The 19,356-nt window shown below is 53.2% G+C and carries 14 protein-coding genes; 11 read left to right on the top strand and 3 right to left on the bottom strand.

What is annotated here, in order from left to right; translation table 11 throughout:
* Positions 1-409: glycerate kinase (locus FDX01_RS23995; protein WP_249361020.1), on the top strand; the 409-nt coding region annotated here is incomplete at its 5' end.
* Between the two features lie 42 nt (positions 410-451).
* Here the strand turns inward: FDX01_RS23995 and barA are convergent.
* Positions 452-3,208: a two-component sensor histidine kinase BarA gene (gene barA / locus FDX01_RS18670; protein WP_137400263.1), complete on the bottom strand. Its 2,757-nt coding sequence runs from the start codon at positions 3,206-3,208 to the stop codon at positions 452-454.
* Between the two features lie 57 nt (positions 3,209-3,265).
* Here barA and rlmD point away from each other — a divergent pair, with 57 nt between their 5' ends.
* The 5 genes from rlmD to eno all read left to right on the top strand — a co-directional run bounded on the left by rlmD (position 3,266) and on the right by eno (position 11,031).
* Complete coding sequence (gene rlmD, locus FDX01_RS18665; RefSeq protein ID WP_137400262.1) at positions 3,266-4,564, top strand: 23S rRNA (uracil(1939)-C(5))-methyltransferase RlmD; 1,299 nt, start codon at positions 3,266-3,268, stop codon at positions 4,562-4,564.
* A 98-nt stretch (positions 4,565-4,662) separates the two neighbouring features.
* Positions 4,663-6,897: a GTP diphosphokinase gene (relA, locus tag FDX01_RS18660; protein WP_115257597.1), complete on the top strand. Its 2,235-nt coding sequence runs from the start codon at positions 4,663-4,665 to the stop codon at positions 6,895-6,897.
* 95 nt (positions 6,898-6,992) lie between these two features.
* Positions 6,993-7,784 (top strand): nucleoside triphosphate pyrophosphohydrolase, encoded by a 792-nt coding sequence (gene mazG, locus FDX01_RS18655; protein ID WP_117343141.1) that lies wholly within the window; start codon positions 6,993-6,995, stop codon positions 7,782-7,784.
* 224 nt (positions 7,785-8,008) lie between these two features.
* Positions 8,009-9,646, top strand: a complete 1,638-nt coding sequence (pyrG, locus tag FDX01_RS18650) for a glutamine hydrolyzing CTP synthase (RefSeq protein ID WP_096755904.1) — start codon at positions 8,009-8,011, stop codon at positions 9,644-9,646.
* An 86-nt stretch (positions 9,647-9,732) separates the two neighbouring features.
* A complete protein-coding gene (gene eno, locus FDX01_RS18645) occupies positions 9,733-11,031 on the top strand; it encodes a phosphopyruvate hydratase (protein WP_115257599.1) in 1,299 nt (432 codons plus the stop codon).
* Between the two features lie 55 nt (positions 11,032-11,086).
* Here eno and FDX01_RS18640 read toward each other — a convergent pair whose 3' ends face one another.
* Complete coding sequence (locus FDX01_RS18640) at positions 11,087-11,911, bottom strand: MurR/RpiR family transcriptional regulator (protein ID WP_117343142.1); 825 nt, start codon at positions 11,909-11,911, stop codon at positions 11,087-11,089.
* Positions 11,912-12,076: 165 nt separating this feature from the next.
* Here FDX01_RS18640 and FDX01_RS18635 point away from each other — a divergent pair, with 165 nt between their 5' ends.
* From FDX01_RS18635 to queE, 3 genes are all read left to right on the top strand, one after another.
* Positions 12,077-13,633, top strand: a complete 1,557-nt coding sequence (locus FDX01_RS18635; RefSeq protein ID WP_137400261.1) for a PTS transporter subunit EIIC — start codon at positions 12,077-12,079, stop codon at positions 13,631-13,633.
* Positions 13,633-14,322: an N-acetylmannosamine-6-phosphate 2-epimerase gene (locus tag FDX01_RS18630; RefSeq protein WP_137400260.1), complete on the top strand. Its 690-nt coding sequence runs from the start codon at positions 13,633-13,635 to the stop codon at positions 14,320-14,322. Before FDX01_RS18635 ends, FDX01_RS18630 begins: the two co-directional genes overlap by 1 nt.
* A gap of 70 nt (positions 14,323-14,392) precedes the next feature.
* Positions 14,393-15,064: a 7-carboxy-7-deazaguanine synthase QueE gene (gene queE / locus FDX01_RS18625; protein ID WP_137400259.1), complete on the top strand. Its 672-nt coding sequence runs from the start codon at positions 14,393-14,395 to the stop codon at positions 15,062-15,064.
* A gap of 94 nt (positions 15,065-15,158) precedes the next feature.
* On the opposite strand, the gene queD is transcribed toward queE, so the two are convergent.
* Positions 15,159-15,521 carry a 6-carboxytetrahydropterin synthase QueD gene (gene queD, locus FDX01_RS18620; RefSeq protein ID WP_137400258.1) on the bottom strand — a complete coding sequence of 121 codons (363 nt, stop codon included), beginning with the start codon at positions 15,519-15,521 and terminating at the stop codon, positions 15,159-15,161.
* Positions 15,522-15,826: 305 nt separating this feature from the next.
* Between queD and cysJ the strand changes: the two genes are divergently transcribed.
* Together cysJ and cysI are read left to right on the top strand one after the other, a co-directional pair.
* Positions 15,827-17,626, top strand: coding sequence for an NADPH-dependent assimilatory sulfite reductase flavoprotein subunit (gene cysJ / locus FDX01_RS18615; protein ID WP_115257606.1), 1,800 nt, complete (start codon positions 15,827-15,829; stop codon positions 17,624-17,626).
* Positions 17,626-19,338: an assimilatory sulfite reductase (NADPH) hemoprotein subunit gene (gene cysI / locus FDX01_RS18610; protein WP_115257607.1), complete on the top strand. Its 1,713-nt coding sequence runs from the start codon at positions 17,626-17,628 to the stop codon at positions 19,336-19,338. The genes cysJ and cysI overlap by 1 nt, the downstream gene beginning before the upstream one ends.
* The last annotated feature ends 18 nt before the right edge of the window (positions 19,339-19,356 follow it).

The raw sequence follows: 19,356 nt of genomic DNA, 5'->3' as shown, positions 1-19,356 counted from the left end.
TGGCGGCGGTGCCGCCGGGGGCATGGGCGCGGCACTGTATGCATTTTGCGGCGCACAGTTGCGTAGCGGTATTGAGATCGTGACCGATGCGTTACATCTTGATGCCTGGGTCGCAGATGCCGATTTAGTGGTGACCGGTGAAGGGCGTATCGACAGCCAGACCATACATGGCAAAGTCCCCGTTGGTGTAGCGAACGTTGCGAAGCGTTATAACAAACCGGTTATCGGTATTGCCGGCAGCCTGACCCCGGATGTGGGCATTGTGCATGACCATGGTATTGATGCTGTTTTTAGCGTGATTTATACCATCTGTACGCTGGAAGATGCGCTGAAGAATGCGAAAGAAAATGTCCGCATGACGGCACGCAACGTGGCTGCAACCCTCAATGCAGGGCTGCAGTTACGCTGAGTTGTAGGCCGGATGAGGCGTTTACGCCGCATCCGGCGAACATCACCCCAATATCCGTTTCGCTTCGCGTGCCACGTTGTCCATCTCATCAAGCAGCTCTAAAAACTCAGGCTCTAGATCTTCTTCCTGGGTTCCACTGCGCAGTTGTTGTTCGATGAGCTGGCACAGGTTCTTCATGCGTGGAACGCCGCTGTAGCCGCAACTACCGTGCAGTTTGTGGATCAAATCGACCAGCCCTTCCGGGTTTTCACCGACCAGCTGTTCCTCGATTTTATTACGCACCTCCGGCAGAAAATCGATCAGCATTTGCAGCATATCGCGCGCCAGATTATTTTTTCCGGCGGCTTGCCGCAACGCCAGCTGCCAGTCGAGCGTCGTGTTCGGGTTGACCACCGGCTCAAGAGGCTCTGTGGCAATAGCCCGGATGGCTGTACCCGTACCAGGTTTGTAGCGCAGCAGCAGATTGTGCAGCTTCTCTTCTTCAATCGGTTTTGCCAGATAGTCAGTCATCCCGGCGCTGAGGAGTTTCTCTTTTTGCCCGGCCATGGCGTGCGCGGTAACCGCAATCACCGGCGTCTGCTGTTGATGAGGGAGTTGATGGATTAGTTCACAGGCGCGAATACCGTCCATATCCGGCATCTGAATATCCATCAAAATCAGATCAAACTGCATCTGTTTGGCGCGATCCACCGCCTGATGCCCGCTGTCGCAAAGTTCGACGTGGCGTACCTTATCCTCCAGTAATGCGCCGATCAGTTTGAGATTCGCCGGGTTGTCATCTACCGCCATGACGGTCATCGCAATTTTGCTCTCGTCGACCAGCAACGGCTCGTTGCTTTGGTTCAGATGACAATACTCCGTCAGGGCAGGCAGCAGGCGGGTTGACGTGAGCGGTTTTAACAGACACGCCGCAGCGCCGCCTTGTTTTAATTTCTCAGCGTTAATTTGCGCATGGCAAGGCAGCGCCAGTAACAAGAAGTCGGTCATTGCCCGGGCGCTTGCCAGCCGTTCATGTTGCATGGTGAGCGGTTCGCGCAGCGTCACCGGTACGCCAAGCAGCAGAATATCGTAGTGTTCTGCCGGCAACGCGGAGAATGACGGGCTATAAATTACCTCCAGCGGCGTTTCACTCAGGATATCCAGCGTACATTGTGCCGCATTGGCGTTGGGTTCTACGTAGGCTAGTCGTTTCCCGGCCAGACAGCGGGTAGGTGAGCGTTCACTGAGTACGTTAGGATTGAGGTCAAGGCTGATGTGGAACCAGAAGGTTGATCCACGATTGGGCTGACTGTGGAAGGAGATATCCCCGCCCATTTCGTTGACCAGTCTTTGCGTAATCACCAGGCCCAGCCCGGTGCCGCCGTGGCGTCGCGAAATACTGGCATCCGCCTGGCGGAAGGCCTGGAACAGGCGCGACTGATCGCGTTCCGGAATGCCGATACCGGTATCGCGGATTTGCACTTCAATCTGCACTTTGGTGTTACTGAGGGCGCGTTTCTCCACCAGAATATCGATATTGCCGCTCTCGGTAAATTTGATGGCATTGCCGACCAGATTGGTGATGACCTGCTGCAAACGCAGTGGATCGCCAATCACATTGTCTGGCACGTCGTTCTTAATATTGAGCGTTAGCTCCAGCCCTTTATCATGGGAGGAGTGCGCCAACAGCGTCACCACATCGTCCAGCGTGCTGCGTAGCGGGAACGGGATACTTTCCAGAATCAACTTGCCTGCTTCCAGTTTGGAGAAGTCGAGCACGTCGTTGATGATGGCCAGCAAATTGTTGGCGGAGCGTTCAATGGTATTCAGGTGATCGCGCTGGGTGGTGTTCAACTCGGTTTTCAGCGTCAGGCGGGTAAAGCCAATCACGCCATTGAGCGGCGTACGCAGCTCATGCGACATGTTTGCCAGAAACTCGGATTTGATACGCGCCGCTTCCTGGGCGCGTTTCTTCGCCAGATCCAGCTCAACGTTCTGGATCTCCATCTGCTCCAGCGTTTCGCGTAGGTCAGACGTGGCCTGATCGATATTGTGCTGCATCTCTTCATGGTAGGCCGCCAGCGACATCGCCATCGAGTTGATGCCGTTTTTCAGCATATCCAGCTCGCCCAGCATGAAGCCTTCTACTCGACTGTCGAGCTGCCCTCGTCGTATCCGGTCAACGGTATTCACCATGTTGCGGATAGGGCCGGTCACGTCGCGCATCAGACGCCAGCCAAAAATTAACGCAATACCGATGCAAAACAGCATCATCACGGTTGAAATAAAGATTTCTTTGTACTGCTGTAGCCGCACCGATTTAAGATCTAACTCAAGCGCCACGTACCCCAGCATATTTTTTGTGTTTTTCGCGTCGCTGACCGCAGACTCATCCGGAGAATAACTTTCCGATATAATCGGGGTGCGCAGGATCATGATATCCCCCTGGCGGATGACGCTCAGTTTTCGGGGAAACGGCGCACCGGCAGGCAGCTGCATTTCTGATGGATCGAGATGGAAATTTGACGTGACGAACAGCCGATTATTTTCATCATAGACCGAAATCGCCCGCACAATTTCGGAATGGCGACGGTGCAGCACGCTAATAAGCTGGCCGATAGACTCCCGATTTTGTAGGTTCATGCCATATTCGCTGGAGACTGCGAGTGGCTCAATGATGCTGGCACCAGCATCTTCCAGTTGACGCTGCAAGTCGTTATAGCGATGCACAACAAAAAAGATACTGAGCAGCAAACCTATCAGGACGGTCGGTGCCAGGATCAGAATCATCATGCGAGCGCGCAGGCTGTAGTTGGTCATGGAGTTCCGTTATGGGACAATTAGGGTCACACTGTTAAATAGAGAAAACTCTCGTCGATGGCGCAATTCTACTCTGCAAAACGACGCGTGACGACGCGTCAGATCATAACCGTTACCGTCAATGACCTCGATCCTTTTGGTCAGGGCGTCGCTCGCCATAACGGGAAGACCCTGTTTATACCGGAATTACTGCCCCAGGAAAGCGCCGAGGTGGCAATCACCGAAGATAAAAAACAGTTCGCCCGCGCGCAAGTCAAACGTCGTTTAAACGACAGCCCAGACCGTGAAGTGCCACGTTGCCCACACTTTGGCGTATGTGGTGGCTGCCAGCAGCAGCATGCCAGCATTTCTTTACAGCAACGTAGCAAAAGCGCGGCGCTGTCACGCTTAATGAAATGTGAAGTGTCAGAGGTTATTGCCGACACGCCATGGGGCTATCGCCGTCGTGCGCGTTTAAGCCTGAACTATCGGGCGAAAGAAAAGCAGTTGCAGATGGGGTTTCGTAAATCTGGTTCCAGTGACATTATCGACGTGAAGCAGTGCCCCGTTTTGGTGCCCCAACTTGAGGCGCTGCTGCCCGATATCAGGGCATGCCTGGAAAGTCTGCAAGGGTTACGCCATCTTGGCCATGTTGAATTAGTGCAGGCTGGCAACGGTGCGGTGATGATTTTGCGCCATACGTCGCCGCTAAATACTGCTGATAAAGAAAAACTGGAATACTTTTCGCATTCTCAGGGACTGTCTTTGTTTCTGGCCCCGCAAAGCGAGATACTGGAATGCGTTTCAGGAGAATCACCCTGGTATGACTCAAATGGGCTACGTTTAACCTTCAGCCCGCGTGATTTTATCCAGGTGAATGCTGGGGTAAATCAACAGATGGTTGCCCGAGCGCTGGAATGGCTGGATGTACAACCTGAAGATCGGGTGCTCGATCTGTTTTGCGGCATGGGTAACTTCACGCTGCCGCTAGCAACCCGTGCGGCAAGCGTGGTGGGCGTTGAAGGCGTGCCTGCGCTGGTGGATAAAGGCCGCGAGAACGCCCTGAATAACGGATTACACAATGTGACATTCTTTCATGAGAATCTTGAGGAGGATGTCACCCGGCAGCCGTGGGCAAAGAACGGATTTGACAAAGTTTTACTCGATCCCGCGCGTGCAGGTGCTGCAGGCGTGATGCAACATATTATAAAATTAAAACCGGGTCGCGCTGTTTATGTATCCTGTAATCCTGCTACGCTGGCTCGTGACAGCGAAGCGTTACTCAACGCGGGATACACCATTCAGCGACTGGCGATGCTCGATATGTTCCCGCACACCGGACACCTGGAGTCAATGGTCCTGTTTGAGCATAGGTAATGAATCTTATACCCACTGGATTTCGGCGCGCAGTAGCCTGAAACCCAATGGGTACGGCTTGTCGACTTCGACAGGCCAGGCCCCTTAAGGAGAGGACGATGGTTGCGGTAAGAAGTGCACATATTAATAAAGCTGGTGAGTTTGATCCCAAAAAATGGATCGCCAGTCTGGGGATCACCAGCCAGCAGTCGTGTGAACGCTTAGCCGAAACCTGGGCGTATTGCCTGCAGCAGACACAGGGGCATCCGGATGCGGAGTTGCTGTTGTGGCGCGGCGTGGAGATGGTAGAAATTCTCTCTATGCTGAGTATGGATATGGACACGCTGCGAGCCGCTATGCTTTTCCCTCTGGCGGATGCCAACGTGGTCAGCGAAGACATCCTGAGCGAGAACGCGGGGAAGTCAATCGTCAATCTTATCCATGGCGTGCGTGATATGGCGGCGATACGTCAGCTGAAAGCCACGCATACCGATTCGGTCTCTTCCGAACAGGTTGATAATGTCCGTCGCATGCTGCTGGCCATGGTCGACGACTTCCGCTGTGTGGTCATTAAATTGGCGGAGCGTATCGCGCACCTGCGCGAAGTCAAGGACGCACCAGAAGACGAACGTGTACTGGCGGCAAAAGAGTGCACCAATATTTATGCGCCGCTGGCCAATCGATTAGGTATCGGGCAGTTAAAATGGGAGCTGGAAGATTACTGCTTCCGCTACCTGCATCCGGACGAATACAAGCGAATCGCCAAGCTGTTGCACGAACGTCGTATCGACAGAGAACACTACATTGATGAGTTCGTCGGTCACCTGCGTTCAGAGATGAAAATCGAAGGCGTGAAGGCCGAGGTGTACGGTCGTCCGAAACACATCTACAGCATCTGGCGCAAAATGCAGAAAAAGCAGCTGGCTTTTGATGAACTGTTCGATGTGCGCGCCGTGCGCATCGTCGCCGAGCGGTTACAGGATTGCTATGCCGCACTGGGGATAGTACATACTCACTATCGGCATCTGCCGGACGAGTTCGATGATTACGTCGCGAATCCCAAACCCAACGGTTATCAATCAATCCATACGGTTGTGTTGGGGCCGGGTGGTAAAACCATCGAAATCCAGATCCGCACTAAACAGATGCACGAGGATGCCGAACTGGGTGTCGCGGCGCACTGGAAGTACAAAGAAGGTACCGCTTCAGGTGCAGCGCGTTCGGGTCATGAAGACCGAATTGCCTGGCTGCGTAAGCTGATCGCCTGGCAGGAAGAGATGGCAGACTCCGGTGAGATGCTCGATGAAGTGCGTAGCCAGGTCTTTGATGACAGAGTTTACGTCTTTACGCCAAAAGGCGATGTGGTGGACTTACCGGCGGGCTCGACGCCGCTTGATTTTGCTTACCATATCCATAGTGATGTCGGTCATCGCTGTATTGGTGCCAAAATTGGTGGGCGTATTGTGCCGTTTACCTACCAGTTGCAGATGGGCGATCAAATTGAAATCATCACCCAGAAGCAGCCAAACCCAAGTCGCGATTGGCTGAACCCTAACCTCGGGTACGTGACCACCAGCCGTGGGCGCTCCAAGATCCATGCCTGGTTCCGCAAGCAGGATCGCGACAAGAATATCCTCGCGGGCAGACAAATCCTTGATGATGAACTGGCGCACTTAGGCATTAGTCTGAAAGAAGCCGAAAAGCATCTGCTGCCGCGCTACAACTTTAACGAGCTGGAAGAGCTGCTGGCGGCGATTGGCGGTGGGGATATCCGTCTTAACCAGATGGTGAACTTCCTGCAATCGCAGTTTAACAAGCCGAGCGCCGCCGAGCAGGATGCCGCCGCGCTGAAGCAGTTGCAGCAGAAAACGCATGCGCCACAAAACCGCCGTAAAGATGATGGTCGCGTGGTGGTTGAAGGGGTAGGTAACCTGATGCACCACATCGCACGCTGCTGCCAGCCGATTCCTGGCGATGAGATTGTGGGGTTCATCACCCAGGGGCGCGGTATATCCGTGCACCGGGCGGATTGCGAACAGTTGGTAGAACTGCGTTCTCATGCGCCGGAGCGTATCGTCGATGCGGTTTGGGGCGAAAGCTACTCGGCGGGGTATTCGCTGGTGGTCCGCGTCCAGGCGAACGATCGTAGCGGTTTATTGCGCGATATCACCACCATCCTCGCCAATGAGAAGGTGAACGTGCTGGGGGTTGCCAGTCGTAGCGATACCAAACAGCAGCTTGCCACCATCGACATGACCATCGAAATCTATAACCTGCAGGTGCTCGGGCGCGTACTTGGCAAGCTCAATCAGGTGCCGGATGTGATCGACGCACGTCGTCTGCACGGTAATTAATCATTTGTAGGCCGGATAAGGCGTGCCGCCATCCGGCAATATCACCATGCCCGATGGCGCTTTGCTTATCGGGCCTACGTTTTCAGGATCTTGTAATGAATCAAATCGACCGACTGCTCGGTATTATGCAGCGCCTGCGCGACCCGGAAAACGGCTGTCCGTGGGATAAAGAGCAGACTTTCGCCACCATCGCCCCCTATACCCTCGAAGAAACCTATGAAGTGCTCGATGCTATTGCGCGTGAAGACTTCGACGATCTGCGCGGAGAGTTGGGGGATTTACTGTTCCAGGTGGTGTTTTACGCGCAGATGGCACAGGAAGAAGGGCGCTTTAATTTTGATGATATTTGTGCGGCCATCAGCGATAAACTTGAACGCCGTCATCCGCATGTTTTTGCCGATGTTTCCGCCAGCAACAGCACTGAGGTGTTAACCCGTTGGGAGCAAATTAAAAGCGAAGAACGTGCGCAGAAAGCCCAACATTCCGCATTGGACGATATTCCCCGTAGTTTACCGGCGCTGATGCGCGCTCAAAAAATCCAGAAACGCTGCTCAAATGTTGGTTTTGACTGGAAGACGTTAGGACCGGTGGTCGACAAGGTTTATGAAGAGATCGACGAAGTCATGTTCGAAGCGAAGCAGGCCGTCGTCGACCAGGCTAAACTGGAGGAGGAAATGGGCGACCTGCTGTTTGCCACGGTCAATATGGCCCGCCATTTAGGCACAAAAGCCGAGACCGCATTACAGAAAGCGAACGAAAAATTTGAGCGACGTTTTCGTGAAGTTGAACGGATTGTTGCTGAACGCGGTCTGGAAATGACTGGTGTTGATCTGGAAACTATGGAAGAAGTCTGGCAACAGGTAAAACGCCAGGAAATTGATCTCTAAGGGGTTTCGTCGGTCAAGGGCGATTTGTGTGATTTTTTAAATAACAAGCGATTGATTTACGTCAAAAACATTTACCCCAAAGGGGCTATTTTCTCACTCCCGATGTTAATGTGAGCCTGGTGAAGAGGAGGAATAATGAAAGTTTGTGGCGCTCGCCATGTTCGGGTATACTACTTTCCCGTCTTGGTAATTCCATCGTTTCACCCTAACTTCTCAGGTCCAGCATGACAACGAACTATATTTTTGTGACCGGCGGGGTCGTATCCTCTCTGGGAAAAGGCATTGCCGCAGCCTCCCTGGCAGCCATTCTTGAAGCCCGTGGCCTCAATGTAACCATGATGAAACTGGATCCGTACATCAACGTCGATCCAGGTACTATGAGCCCAATCCAACACGGGGAAGTGTTCGTTACCGAAGACGGCGCTGAAACCGATCTGGACCTGGGTCACTACGAGCGTTTCATCCGCACCAAAATGAGCCGCCGCAACAACTTCACCACCGGTCGTATTTACTCTGACGTTCTGCGTAAAGAACGTCGTGGCGACTATCTGGGCGCAACCGTTCAGGTTATCCCGCACATCACGAATGCGATCAAAGAACGCGTTCTGGAAGGCGGTGAAGGTCATGATGTTGTTCTGGTCGAAATCGGCGGAACCGTTGGGGATATCGAATCTCTGCCGTTCCTTGAAGCGATTCGCCAGATGGCCGTAGAAATTGGCCGCGAACATACGCTGTTTATGCATCTGACGCTGGTTCCCTACATGGCAGCGGCAGGTGAAGTCAAAACTAAACCGACTCAGCACTCTGTAAAAGAGCTGCTTTCTATCGGTATTCAGCCAGATATTCTGATTTGCCGCTCCGATCGTGCTGTTCCGGCTAATGAACGTGCAAAAATTGCATTGTTCTGTAACGTCCCGGAAAAAGCGGTGATTTCTCTGAAAGATGTCGATTCTATCTATAAAATTCCAGGCCTGTTGAAATCTCAGGGGCTGGACGATTATATTTGTAAACGATTCAGCTTGAACTGTCCGGAAGCAAATCTGTCAGAATGGGAACAGGTTATCTACGAAGAAGCCAATCCGGCAGGCGAAGTGACTATCGGTATGGTCGGCAAGTACATTGAGCTGCCGGATGCCTATAAGTCAGTTATCGAAGCGCTGAAGCACGGTGGTCTGAAGAACCGTGTCACCGTCAACATCAAGCTGATCGATTCGCAGGATGTTGAAACGCGCGGTGTTGAGATCCTGAAAGGTCTCGACGCTATCCTGATCCCAGGCGGCTTCGGCTACCGTGGTGTTGAAGGTAAAATCGCGACGGCACGCTTTGCGCGTGAGAACAATATTCCTTATCTGGGCATTTGCCTGGGTATGCAGGTAGCGTTGATTGAGTTTGCTCGTAACGTCGTGGGTATGGACAACGCCAACTCCACGGAATTTGTGCCAGACTGTAAGTACCCGGTGGTGGCCCTGATTACCGAATGGCGTGATGAAGACGGCAACGTCGAAGTCCGTACCGAGAAGAGCGATCTGGGCGGCACGATGCGCCTTGGTGCGCAGCAGTGTCAGCTGGACGACGAGAGTCTGGTGCGTAAGCTGTACGGCACGCCGACAATTGTTGAACGCCATCGCCACCGCTACGAAGTCAACAATATGCTGTTGAAACAAATTGAAGCTGCGGGTCTGCGTGTTGCAGGCCGCTCCGGTGATGATCAGTTGGTCGAGATCATTGAGGTACCGAATCATCCGTGGTTCGTGGCCTGTCAGTTCCACCCGGAATTTACTTCCACGCCACGTGATGGGCACCCGCTGTTTGCCGGCTTTGTGAAAGCCGCCAGTGAACATCAGAAGCGTCAGGCGAAGTAAGAAGTAAAAAGTTAGAACGGCAATGCACCCATCCGGGTGCATTGTTTGTCTGGAGTTTTAGTTTAACTTGTACTGAGGAAAACCTAATGTCCAAAATCGTTAAAATCATCGGTCGTGAAATCATCGACTCCCGTGGTAACCCGACTGTTGAAGCCGAAGTACACCTGGAAGGTGGTTTCGTTGGTATGGCAGCAGCGCCGTCAGGTGCTTCTACTGGTTCCCGCGAAGCACTGGAACTGCGCGATGGCGACAAATCCCGTTTCATGGGTAAAGGCGTACTGAAAGCGGTTGGCGCGGTAAACGGCCCAATTGCTCAGGCTCTGCTGGGTAAAGATGCTAAAGATCAGGCTGGCATCGACAAGATCATGATCGATCTGGACGGTACTGAAAACAAATCCAACTTCGGTGCAAACGCCATTCTGGCTGTGTCCCTGGCGAACGCCAAAGCAGCAGCTGCTGCTAAAGGCCTGCCGCTGTATGCACACATCGCAGAACTGAACGGTACTCCGGGCAAATTCTCTATGCCGGTTCCGATGATGAACATCATCAACGGTGGTGAGCACGCTGACAACAACGTCGACATCCAGGAATTTATGATTCAGCCGGTTGGCGCTAAATCCCTGAAAGAAGCCGTACGTATGGGTTCTGAAGTGTTCCACAATCTGGCTAAAGTTCTGAAAGCCAAAGGCATGAACACTGCAGTTGGTGACGAAGGTGGCTACGCGCCGAACCTGGGTTCCAACGCAGAAGCTCTGGCTGTTATTGCTGAAGCGGTTAAAGCAGCAGGCTACGAGCTGGGCAAAGACATCACTCTGGCGATGGACTGTGCAGCATCTGAATTCTACAAAGACGGTAAATACGTTCTGGCTGGCGAAGGCAACAAAGCATTCACCTCCGAAGAATTCACTCACTTCCTGGAAGAACTGACCAAACAGTACCCGATCGTGTCCATCGAAGATGGTCTGGACGAGTCTGACTGGGACGGTTTCGCATACCAGACTAAAGTACTGGGCGACAAAATCCAGCTGGTTGGTGACGATCTGTTCGTAACCAACACCAAGATCCTGAAAGAAGGCATCGACAAAGGCATCGTTAACTCCATCCTGATCAAATTCAACCAGATCGGTTCTCTGACCGAAACTCTGGCTGCGATCAAAATGGCGAAAGACGCTGGCTACACGGCTGTCATCTCTCACCGTTCTGGCGAAACTGAAGACGCAACCATCGCTGACCTGGCTGTTGGTACCGCTGCAGGCCAGATCAAAACCGGTTCTATGAGCCGTTCTGACCGCGTTGCTAAGTACAACCAGCTGATTCGTATCGAAGAAGCGCTGGGTGAACAAGCGCCGTACAACGGTCGTAAAGAGATCAAGGGTCAGGCGTAATCCTGCTCTTTAGCTCTTAACGTAAAAACCCGCTTCGGCGGGTTTTTTTATGTCTTTAAAGTAGCAGCGGCAGCGTCGCACTGGCGGTTTGCTGACTCACATCGCTGTACTTTTCATCCAGCGCGATAAGCGATGTGGTGAGCAATTCAACTAATAACATTACGCCCACTTTGGCATTGAGCGCCCCAGCGCTCAGCGGTCCTTCGGGTTTGGCTGCAACCAGTTGGATATCACTCAGTGAAGCCAGCGGACTGCGCGGCGTGTTGCTCAGCGCCAGTACGGGGACGCCATGCTTACGCGCAAGTTTAACGACATGAAGCAGATCGCGAGTGGAGCCTGAACTGGAAATTGCCACCACCAGCGAGTCTTTGGAAAGCGTAGTGGCATTCATGGCGGCACGATGCATGTCGCTGAACAGTTGTGCGGGCTTGCCCAGACGCAACAGTTTGTAATGCAGATATTCCCCCAGAATCGCACTGGCCGCCACGCCATAAATCTGTACCGACTGGGCCTGGTGCAGCGCGAGGGCGGCGGCTTCGAGTAATGTCCTGTCGAGTAATTTTGCGGTGTCCTGCAAGGCCTGCACGGATTCATTGACCACATTGTCAATCTCATCGCCGCCGTGTTCGATCGACTGTCCGTGCTGGAGATCAAGCGCAAGCGCCATCTTAAATTCGTTATAGCCCTTACATCCTAGCGTGCGGCACAGACGCGTGACGCTGGCCTCGCTGGTGTCGCTTTCGCGCGCCAGTTCGGTAATCGTTAGATAGACAACTTTTGCCGGATCGCTCAGCACAAACTCACCCAGCTTCTGCTGTGTACGGCTGTATCCGTCTACGCCCTGGCGCAGTCTCAGCAGCAGGTTTTCATTTTCAGGCATGCAAAATCCTTAATACGTTTCTCTGGCGATAGTGTGGCGGAAAGCGGGGGAGAGATGCCAGTCATTTTAAAAAAGTATGATCGACTTCCAGAATTTTGATGATAATTTTCATTTATAAAACTATTTGTGGTAAAAATTTTCATCAATTGTCAGGGGAATGAAAAAATGATGAATATGTTTAGCGGCGCGTCGTCAGGGGCGTGGTTTGAAAAGGCACAGCGGTTTGGCAAATCGTTTATGCTGCCAATTGCGATATTACCTGCTGCGGGGCTGTTACTGGGTATTGGTGGTGCATTATCAAACCCCAATACGTTGACGGCCTACCCGTTTTTAGATGTTGACTGGTTGCAGGCTATCTTCACTATCATGACCAGCGCGGGATCCATTGTGTTCGCCAACTTGTCGGTGCTTTTTGCGGTTGGTGTAGCAGTGGGCCTGGCGAAGACGGATAAAGGCACTGCGGGGCTTGCCGCGCTGCTGGCGTTTCTGGTGATGAATGCCACTATCAACGCTTTGCTGATCCTGAACGGGACGCTGGCGCATGAGAACCCAGGTGCTGTTGGTCAGGGAATGACGCTGGGTATCCAGACGCTGGAAACGGGTGTGTTTGGTGGTGTGGTGATAGGCCTTGTCACCTGCGCGCTGCACAGTCGCTTTAATAAAGTCTCGCTACCGCAGTTTCTGGGTTTCTTTAGCGGCTCGCGCTTTGTTCCGATCATTAGCTCGCTTGCGGCGATTGCAGTCGGTGCCGCAATGACGGTGGTCTGGCCCCATTTCCAGAAACTCATATTTGGACTGGGTGGCCTTGTTGATGCAACGGGTTATCTGGGCACGCTGTTGTACGGTTTTATCCTGCGTATGCTTGGTCCACTGGGTCTGCATCATATCTTTTATCTGCCATTCTGGACGACGGCACTCGGTGGCAGTGAAATCGTTAACGGCCAATTAGTGGAAGGCACACAACGTATTTTCTTCGCTCAGCTTGCCGATCCGAACACTCAGCAGTTCTATGTGGGTACCTCGCGCTTTATGTCCGGGCGCTTCATTACCATGATGTTCGGTCTGCTTGGGGCATGTCTGGCGATGTACCACACGGCGAAGTCAGAGAACAAAAAAGTTGTCGCGGGTCTGCTGCTGTCTGCTGCGCTGACTTCCTTCCTGACCGGCATCACTGAGCCTATTGAGTTCTCCTTCTTGTTCGTGGCACCCGTGTTATATGTCATTCACGCCTTCTTCGATGGCCTGGCATTTATGATTGCCCATATTTTACATATCACCATCGGGCAAACCTTCTCGGGAGGACTGATCGATTTCATCCTCTTTGGCGTATTGCAGGGCGAAGCGAAAACCAACTGGATGTACGTGCCTATGGTGGGCGTGCCGTGGTTCTTCCTGTACTACTTCACCTTCCGCTATTTGATCAACCGCTTTGGCTGGCTGACGCCGGGCCGTGAGAACGCAACGTTAGTAGAAAATGCGTTGCCTCAAAGCGAACGTGCCGCAGCAGTGGTTGCCGGACTGGGGGGCAAAGAGAATCTGGAAGAGGTGGATTGTTGCGCCACGCGACTACGCGTGACGGTGAAAGATGGCAGCAAGGTTGATGAAGCCGCACTGAAAGCAACCGGGGCGCGTGGCGTGATTATTCGTGGCAATGGTGTTCAGGTGATTTATGGCCCGCACGTCACCATTATCAAAAATGAAGTTGAAGAGATTTTATCGTAATGAAAACTGTACTGGATACGCTGAAAGGTAAGTTAATTGTCTCCTGTCAGGCGCTGGAAAATGAGCCTCTGCACAGCCCGTTTATCATGTCACGGATGGCATTGGCGGCAGCACAGGGAGGGGCTGTCGGTATCCGTGCGAACAGCGTCGTGGACATTCGCGCCATTAAAGAAAGCGTCGCACTGCCGATCATTGGCATCATCAAACGTGATTATCCGGGTAGCGACGTGTTTATCACCGCTACTATGAAGGAAGTGGATGAGTTAATGACCGTTGAGCCGGAAATTATTGCCCTTGATGCGACTGCGCGCCCACGTCCCGGTGGGCAAACGCTGGACGCGTTGGTTATGCAGATTCGCGCATGCTACCCGTCCGTGCTGTTGATGGCGGACATCGCCAGCGTAGACGAAGCCGTCACCGCAGAACGACTGGGTTTTGACTGCGTGGGTACGACGCTTTATGGCTACACGGCAGAGACGCGTGGGCATGTGCTCGCGGATAACGACTGTGGTTTTTTACGTGAGGTACTGGCTGCAGTCAGCCTGCCGGTAGTGGCAGAGGGGAATGTCGACACCCCTGAACGGGCTGCACACTGTCTGGCATTAGGCGCGCATACCGTAGTGGTTGGGGGGGCGATCACCCGTCCGCAACAAATAACGGCACGCTTTGTCACGGCGATCGCCTCGTAAAGCAACGATCGGCATGATACTTTGGCGGGGATCTGCGATAATTATCGTTTATCCCCACATTGAGAAGACTATGCAGTACCCGATTAATGAGATGTTCCAGACCCTGCAAGGTGAGGGTTATTTTACCGGCGTCCCCGCCATTTTTATTCGTTTACAGGGATGCCCGGTTGGCTGTGCCTGGTGCGATACCAAACACACCTGGGATAAGCTTGAGGATCGGGAAGTCTCGCTTTACAGCATCCTGGCCAAGACTAAAGAGAGCGATAAATGGGGCGCGGCGAGCAGCGAAGATCTGCTGGCTGTGATTCAGCGTCAGGGCTATACCGCCCGTCATGTGGTGATCACCGGTGGTGAACCCTGCATTCACGACCTGATGCCGCTGACCGACTTGCTGGAAAAGAATGGCTTTAGCTGCCAGATTGAAACCAGCGGCACGCATGAAGTCCGCTGTACGCCGAACACTTGGGTGACTGTCTCTCCCAAGGTGAATATGCGCGGCGGCTATGACGTGTTATCTCAGGCGCTGGAACGCGCCAATGAAATCAAGCACCCGGTGGGGCGTGTTCGCGACATTGAAGCACTGGATGAACTGCTGGCGACGTTGACCGATGATAAGCCGCGCATCATTGCTTTACAGCCGATCAGTCAGAAGGATGATGCCACGCGCCTGTGTATTGATACCTGCATTGCGCGTAACTGGCGTCTGTCGATGCAAACGCATAAATATCTGAATATTGCCTGATAAATTTTGCCGGGTGCGCTTCGCTTGCCCGGCCTACGCTTGTAGATACGTGTAGGCCGTATAAGGCGCTCCGCCATCCGGCAATGACTCTGAATCACTCGCCGCGATAGACGCAGCCCGCCGTGCAGGTCTCTTTTACCATCACCGCGCTCAGCAGCGGAACCAGCGGTTTCATCTCATCCCAGATCCACTTCGCCAGTACTTCACTGGTCGGATTCTCAAGACCCGGAATATCATTCAAATAGTAGTGATCAAGGCGATTGTACGTCGGCTTAAATGCCGCTTTTAACTCGGAAAAGTCCATAATCCAACCGGTATGGGGATCGACTTCACCCGTAATTTCAAGACGCACCATAAATGAGTGGCCATGCAGGCGGCCACATTTGTGCCCTTCTGGTACGTGCGGCAGGTGGTGAGTGGCTTCGAAGGTGAAATCTTTAAACAGGGTGGTGGACATTATCTACTCTCAAGAATGCAAAAAACCGCCGTAGGGTACCTTATAATACGAATTTTATCATTAGTTAAACGGGCGCTGAGTATCCTGACAGTGCATTCACGCAATCAATATCAAATAACTATTTATATATCATATGGTTATTAAATCTGTTTTGCCGTTAATAACTATAGCTAAAACAGGTTAGTCCATTTGGTTATTTGTTATTTCTATCCCTTCTTTAATTGTTACTATTCTCGCCGTTAACCTTATCTTCAGTTTGGGTTTTATTGCTTAAATCCGCTTTGCTTACTGGAACATGACAACGCATGACGACACAGGCCCCACTTTCCGCTTTGCTTCCGCTAAACCCGGAACAGCTGGCACGCCTTCAGGCGGCCACGACCGATCTCTCGCCCGCGCAGCTTGCGTGGGTTTCTGGCTATTTCTGGGGCGTGCTGAATCAGCAGCCGGGCGCTAATGCGGTTATTCCTGCACCTGCTGCCGAAATGCCGGGGATCACGCTCATCTCCGCCTCGCAGACCGGTAATGCGCGCCGCGTGGCGGAAGCCCTGCGTGACGATCTTATTGCCGCGAAGCTCAATGTCACCCTGATCAATGCCGGCGACTATAAATTTAAAAATATTGCCAACGAGAAATTGCTGGTCGTGGTGGCCTCGACGCAGGGTGAGGGTGAGCCGGCGGAAGAAGCGGTGGCGTTGCATAAATTTCTGTTCTCTAAAAAAGCGCCGAAACTTGAAAATACCGCCTTCGCCGTGTTTGGTCTTGGCGATACCTCTTATGAGTTTTTCTGCCAGTCTGGCAAAAACTTCGACAGCAAACTGGCGGAGCTTGGCGGTGAACGCTTGTTGGATCGTGTAGATGCAGATGTTGAATATCAACCGGCAGCTGCGCAGTGGCGCGCCCGTCTGGTTGATGTGTTGAAGGCACGAGCGCCTGCTGCACCTTCTGTACAGGCCGCTGCGAGCGGTGCGATTAACGAGGTGCATACCAGTCCGTACACTAAAGAAGCGCCGCTTAGCGCGTCGCTTTCCGTGAATCAGAAAATCACCGGTCGAGACTCCGAAAAAGACGTGCGTCATATCGAAATCGATCTGGGCGATTCCGGCCTGCGCTATCAGCCCGGCGACGCCCTCGGCGTGTGGTATCAAAACGATCCGGCGCTGGTCAAAGAGATTGTTGAACTGCTGTGGCTGAAAGGCGACGAGCCGGTCACGGTTGATGGCAAATTGCTACCGCTTACCGACGCGCTGCAGTGGCACTTCGAACTGACGGTTAACACAGCCAATATTGTAGAAAATTACGCCACCTTAACGCGCAGTGAAACGTTGCTGCCGCTGGTGGGCGATAAAGCGCAGTTGCAACACTATGCCGCCACCACGCCTATCGTCGATATGCTGCGCTTTTCTCCGGCGCAGCTGGACGCGGAAGCGTTAATCGGTCTGCTGCGTCCGTTGACCCCGCGCCTGTACTCAATAGCCTCCTCACAGGCGGAAGTCGAAAGCGAAGTACATGTGACCGTCGGTGCCGTGCGGTTTGACGTCGAAGGCCGTGCGCGTGCCGGCGGAGCCTCGAGCTTCCTCGCCGACCGCGTTGGCGAAGAAGGTGAAGTACGTGTGTTCATTGAACATAACGACAACTTCCGCCTGCCAGCCAATCCTGAAACACCGGTCATTATGATTGGGCCGGGGACGGGAATTGCACCGTTCCGCGCCTTTATGCAGCAGCGTGCTGCCGATGAAGCGACGGGTAAAAACTGGTTGTTCTTTGGCAATCCGCACTTTACCGAAGATTTCCTCTACCAGGTGGAGTGGCAGCGCTACGTCAAAGAGGGCGTACTTACCCGGATCGATCTCGCCTGGTCACGCGACCAAAAAGAAAAAGTCTACGTACAAGATAAACTGCGCCAACAAGGTGCGGAACTGTGGCGCTGGATTAATGACGGGGCGCACATTTATGTCTGCGGCGACGCCAATCGCATGGCGAAAGACGTTGAGCAGGCTTTGCTGGAAGTGATTGCCGAATTCGGTGCGATGGATACCGAAGCGGCGGATGAATTTTTAAGTGAGCTGCGCGTTGAGCGCCGTTATCAGCGAGATGTCTACTAATGAGTGAAAAACATCCAGGGCCACTGGTGGTCGAAGGTAAGCTGTCCGACGCTGAACGTATGAAGCTGGAAAGCAACTATCTGCGCGGCACCATTGCGGAAGATTTAAATGACGGCCTCACCGGCGGTTTTAAAGGTGATAACTTTCTGCTGATCCGTTTTCACGGTATGTACCAGCAGGATGACCGCGATATTCGCGCCGAGCGCGCCGAGCAGAAGCTGGAGCCACGTCATGCAATGCTGCTGCGCTGCCGTCTGCCGGGCGGGGTCATCACCACTAAACAATGGCAGGCGATCGATAAGTTTGCTCATGACAACACGATTTACGGCAGCATCCGTCTGACCAACCGTCAGACCTTTCAGTTTCACGGCATTCTGAAGAAGAACGTCAAGCCGGTGCATCAGATGCTCAACTCCGTCGGACTGGACGCGCTGGCGACCGCCAACGACATGAACCGTAACGTGTTGTGTACCTCCAACCCGTACGAGTCCGAGTTACACGCGGAAGCCTACGAGTGGGCGAAGAAAATCTCTGAACACCTGTTGCCGCGCACCCGGGCGTATGCAGAGATTTGGCTGGATCAGAAAAAAGTCGCCACCACCGATGAAGAGCCGATCCTCGGTCAAACTTATCTGCCGCGTAAGTTCAAAACGACGGTGGTTATTCCGCCGCAGAACGATATCGATCTGCATGCCAACGACATGAACTTCGTCGCGGTGGCAGAAAACGGCAAACTGGTGGGGTTCAACCTGCTGGTTGGCGGTGGGCTGTCTATTGAGCACGGTAACAAGAAAACCTACGCGCGTACCGCCAGTGAATTTGGCTATTTGCCGCTGGAGCACACGCTGGCCGTTGCGGAAGCAGTGGTGACTACCCAGCGCGACTGGGGTAATCGTACCGACCGTAAAAACGCCAAAACCAAATACACGCTGGAGCGCGTCGGCGTTGAGACCTTTAAGGCAGAAGTGGAACGCCGGGCGGGCATCAAATTTGAATCGATTCGCCCGTATGAGTTTACCGGTCGCGGCGATCGTATCGGCTGGGTGAAGGGCATCGACAAAAAATGGCACCTGACGCTGTTTATTGAGAATGGCCGTATTCTGGATTATCCGGGACGTCCGCTGAAAACCGGGTTACTGGAGATAGCAAAGATCCACAAAGGCGAGTTCCGTATTACCGCCAACCAGAACCTGATCATTGCCGGTGTGCCGGAAAGCGAGAAGGCGAAGATCGAGAAGATTGCGCAGCAGAGCGGCTTAATGAATGCCGTGACTCCGCAGCGTGAAAACTCGATGGCCTGCGTCTCGTTCCCGACCTGTCCGCTGGCGATGGCGGAAGCAGAGCGCTTCCTGCCGACGTTTATCGACAGCATTGACGCTCTGATGGCGAAATACGCGTTGAGCGACGAAAACATTGTGCTGCGCGTGACGGGCTGCCCGAACGGTTGTGGTCGTGCCATGCTGGCAGAGGTCGGCCTGGTCGGGAAAGCGCCGGGACGTTACAACCTGCACCTGGGGGGTAACCGTATCGGGACGCGTATTCCACGGATGTTCAAAGAGAACATCACCGAGACAGAAATTCTGGCCTTGCTGGATGAACTGATTGGGCGCTGGGCAAAAGAGCGTGAAGCGGGTGAAGGCTTCGGCGATTTTACGGTGCGTGCGGGCATTATTCGCCCGGTGCTCGATCCCGCCCGGGATTTCTGGGAATAACCTGAATTGCTGGATGGC

It is taken from the genome of Citrobacter sp. wls613, from assembly GCF_005281195.1.
In the GTDB taxonomy this organism is placed as follows: Bacteria; Pseudomonadota; Gammaproteobacteria; order Enterobacterales; family Enterobacteriaceae; genus Citrobacter; species Citrobacter gillenii.
This window is presented reverse-complemented; position numbering and strand designations above follow the sequence as displayed.

Bases quoted from the DNA above. Each gene is read 5' to 3' on its own strand.
- barA (WP_137400263.1), bottom strand. From the start codon at position 3,208: ATGACCAACTACAGCCTGCGCGCTCGCATGATGATTCTGATCCTGGCA.
- rlmD (WP_137400262.1), top strand. From the start codon at position 3,266: ATGGCGCAATTCTACTCTGCAAAACGACGCGTGACGACGCGTCAGATC.
- relA (WP_115257597.1), top strand. From the start codon at position 4,663: ATGGTTGCGGTAAGAAGTGCACATATTAATAAAGCTGGTGAGTTTGAT.
- mazG (WP_117343141.1), top strand. From the start codon at position 6,993: ATGAATCAAATCGACCGACTGCTCGGTATTATGCAGCGCCTGCGCGAC.
- pyrG (WP_096755904.1), top strand. From the start codon at position 8,009: ATGACAACGAACTATATTTTTGTGACCGGCGGGGTCGTATCCTCTCTG.
- eno (WP_115257599.1), top strand. From the start codon at position 9,733: ATGTCCAAAATCGTTAAAATCATCGGTCGTGAAATCATCGACTCCCGT.
- FDX01_RS18640 (WP_117343142.1), bottom strand. From the start codon at position 11,911: ATGCCTGAAAATGAAAACCTGCTGCTGAGACTGCGCCAGGGCGTAGAC.
- FDX01_RS18635 (WP_137400261.1), top strand. From the start codon at position 12,077: ATGATGAATATGTTTAGCGGCGCGTCGTCAGGGGCGTGGTTTGAAAAG.
- FDX01_RS18630 (WP_137400260.1), top strand. From the start codon at position 13,633: ATGAAAACTGTACTGGATACGCTGAAAGGTAAGTTAATTGTCTCCTGT.
- queE (WP_137400259.1), top strand. From the start codon at position 14,393: ATGCAGTACCCGATTAATGAGATGTTCCAGACCCTGCAAGGTGAGGGT.
- queD (WP_137400258.1), bottom strand. From the start codon at position 15,521: ATGTCCACCACCCTGTTTAAAGATTTCACCTTCGAAGCCACTCACCAC.
- cysJ (WP_115257606.1), top strand. From the start codon at position 15,827: ATGACGACACAGGCCCCACTTTCCGCTTTGCTTCCGCTAAACCCGGAA.
- cysI (WP_115257607.1), top strand. From the start codon at position 17,626: ATGAGTGAAAAACATCCAGGGCCACTGGTGGTCGAAGGTAAGCTGTCC.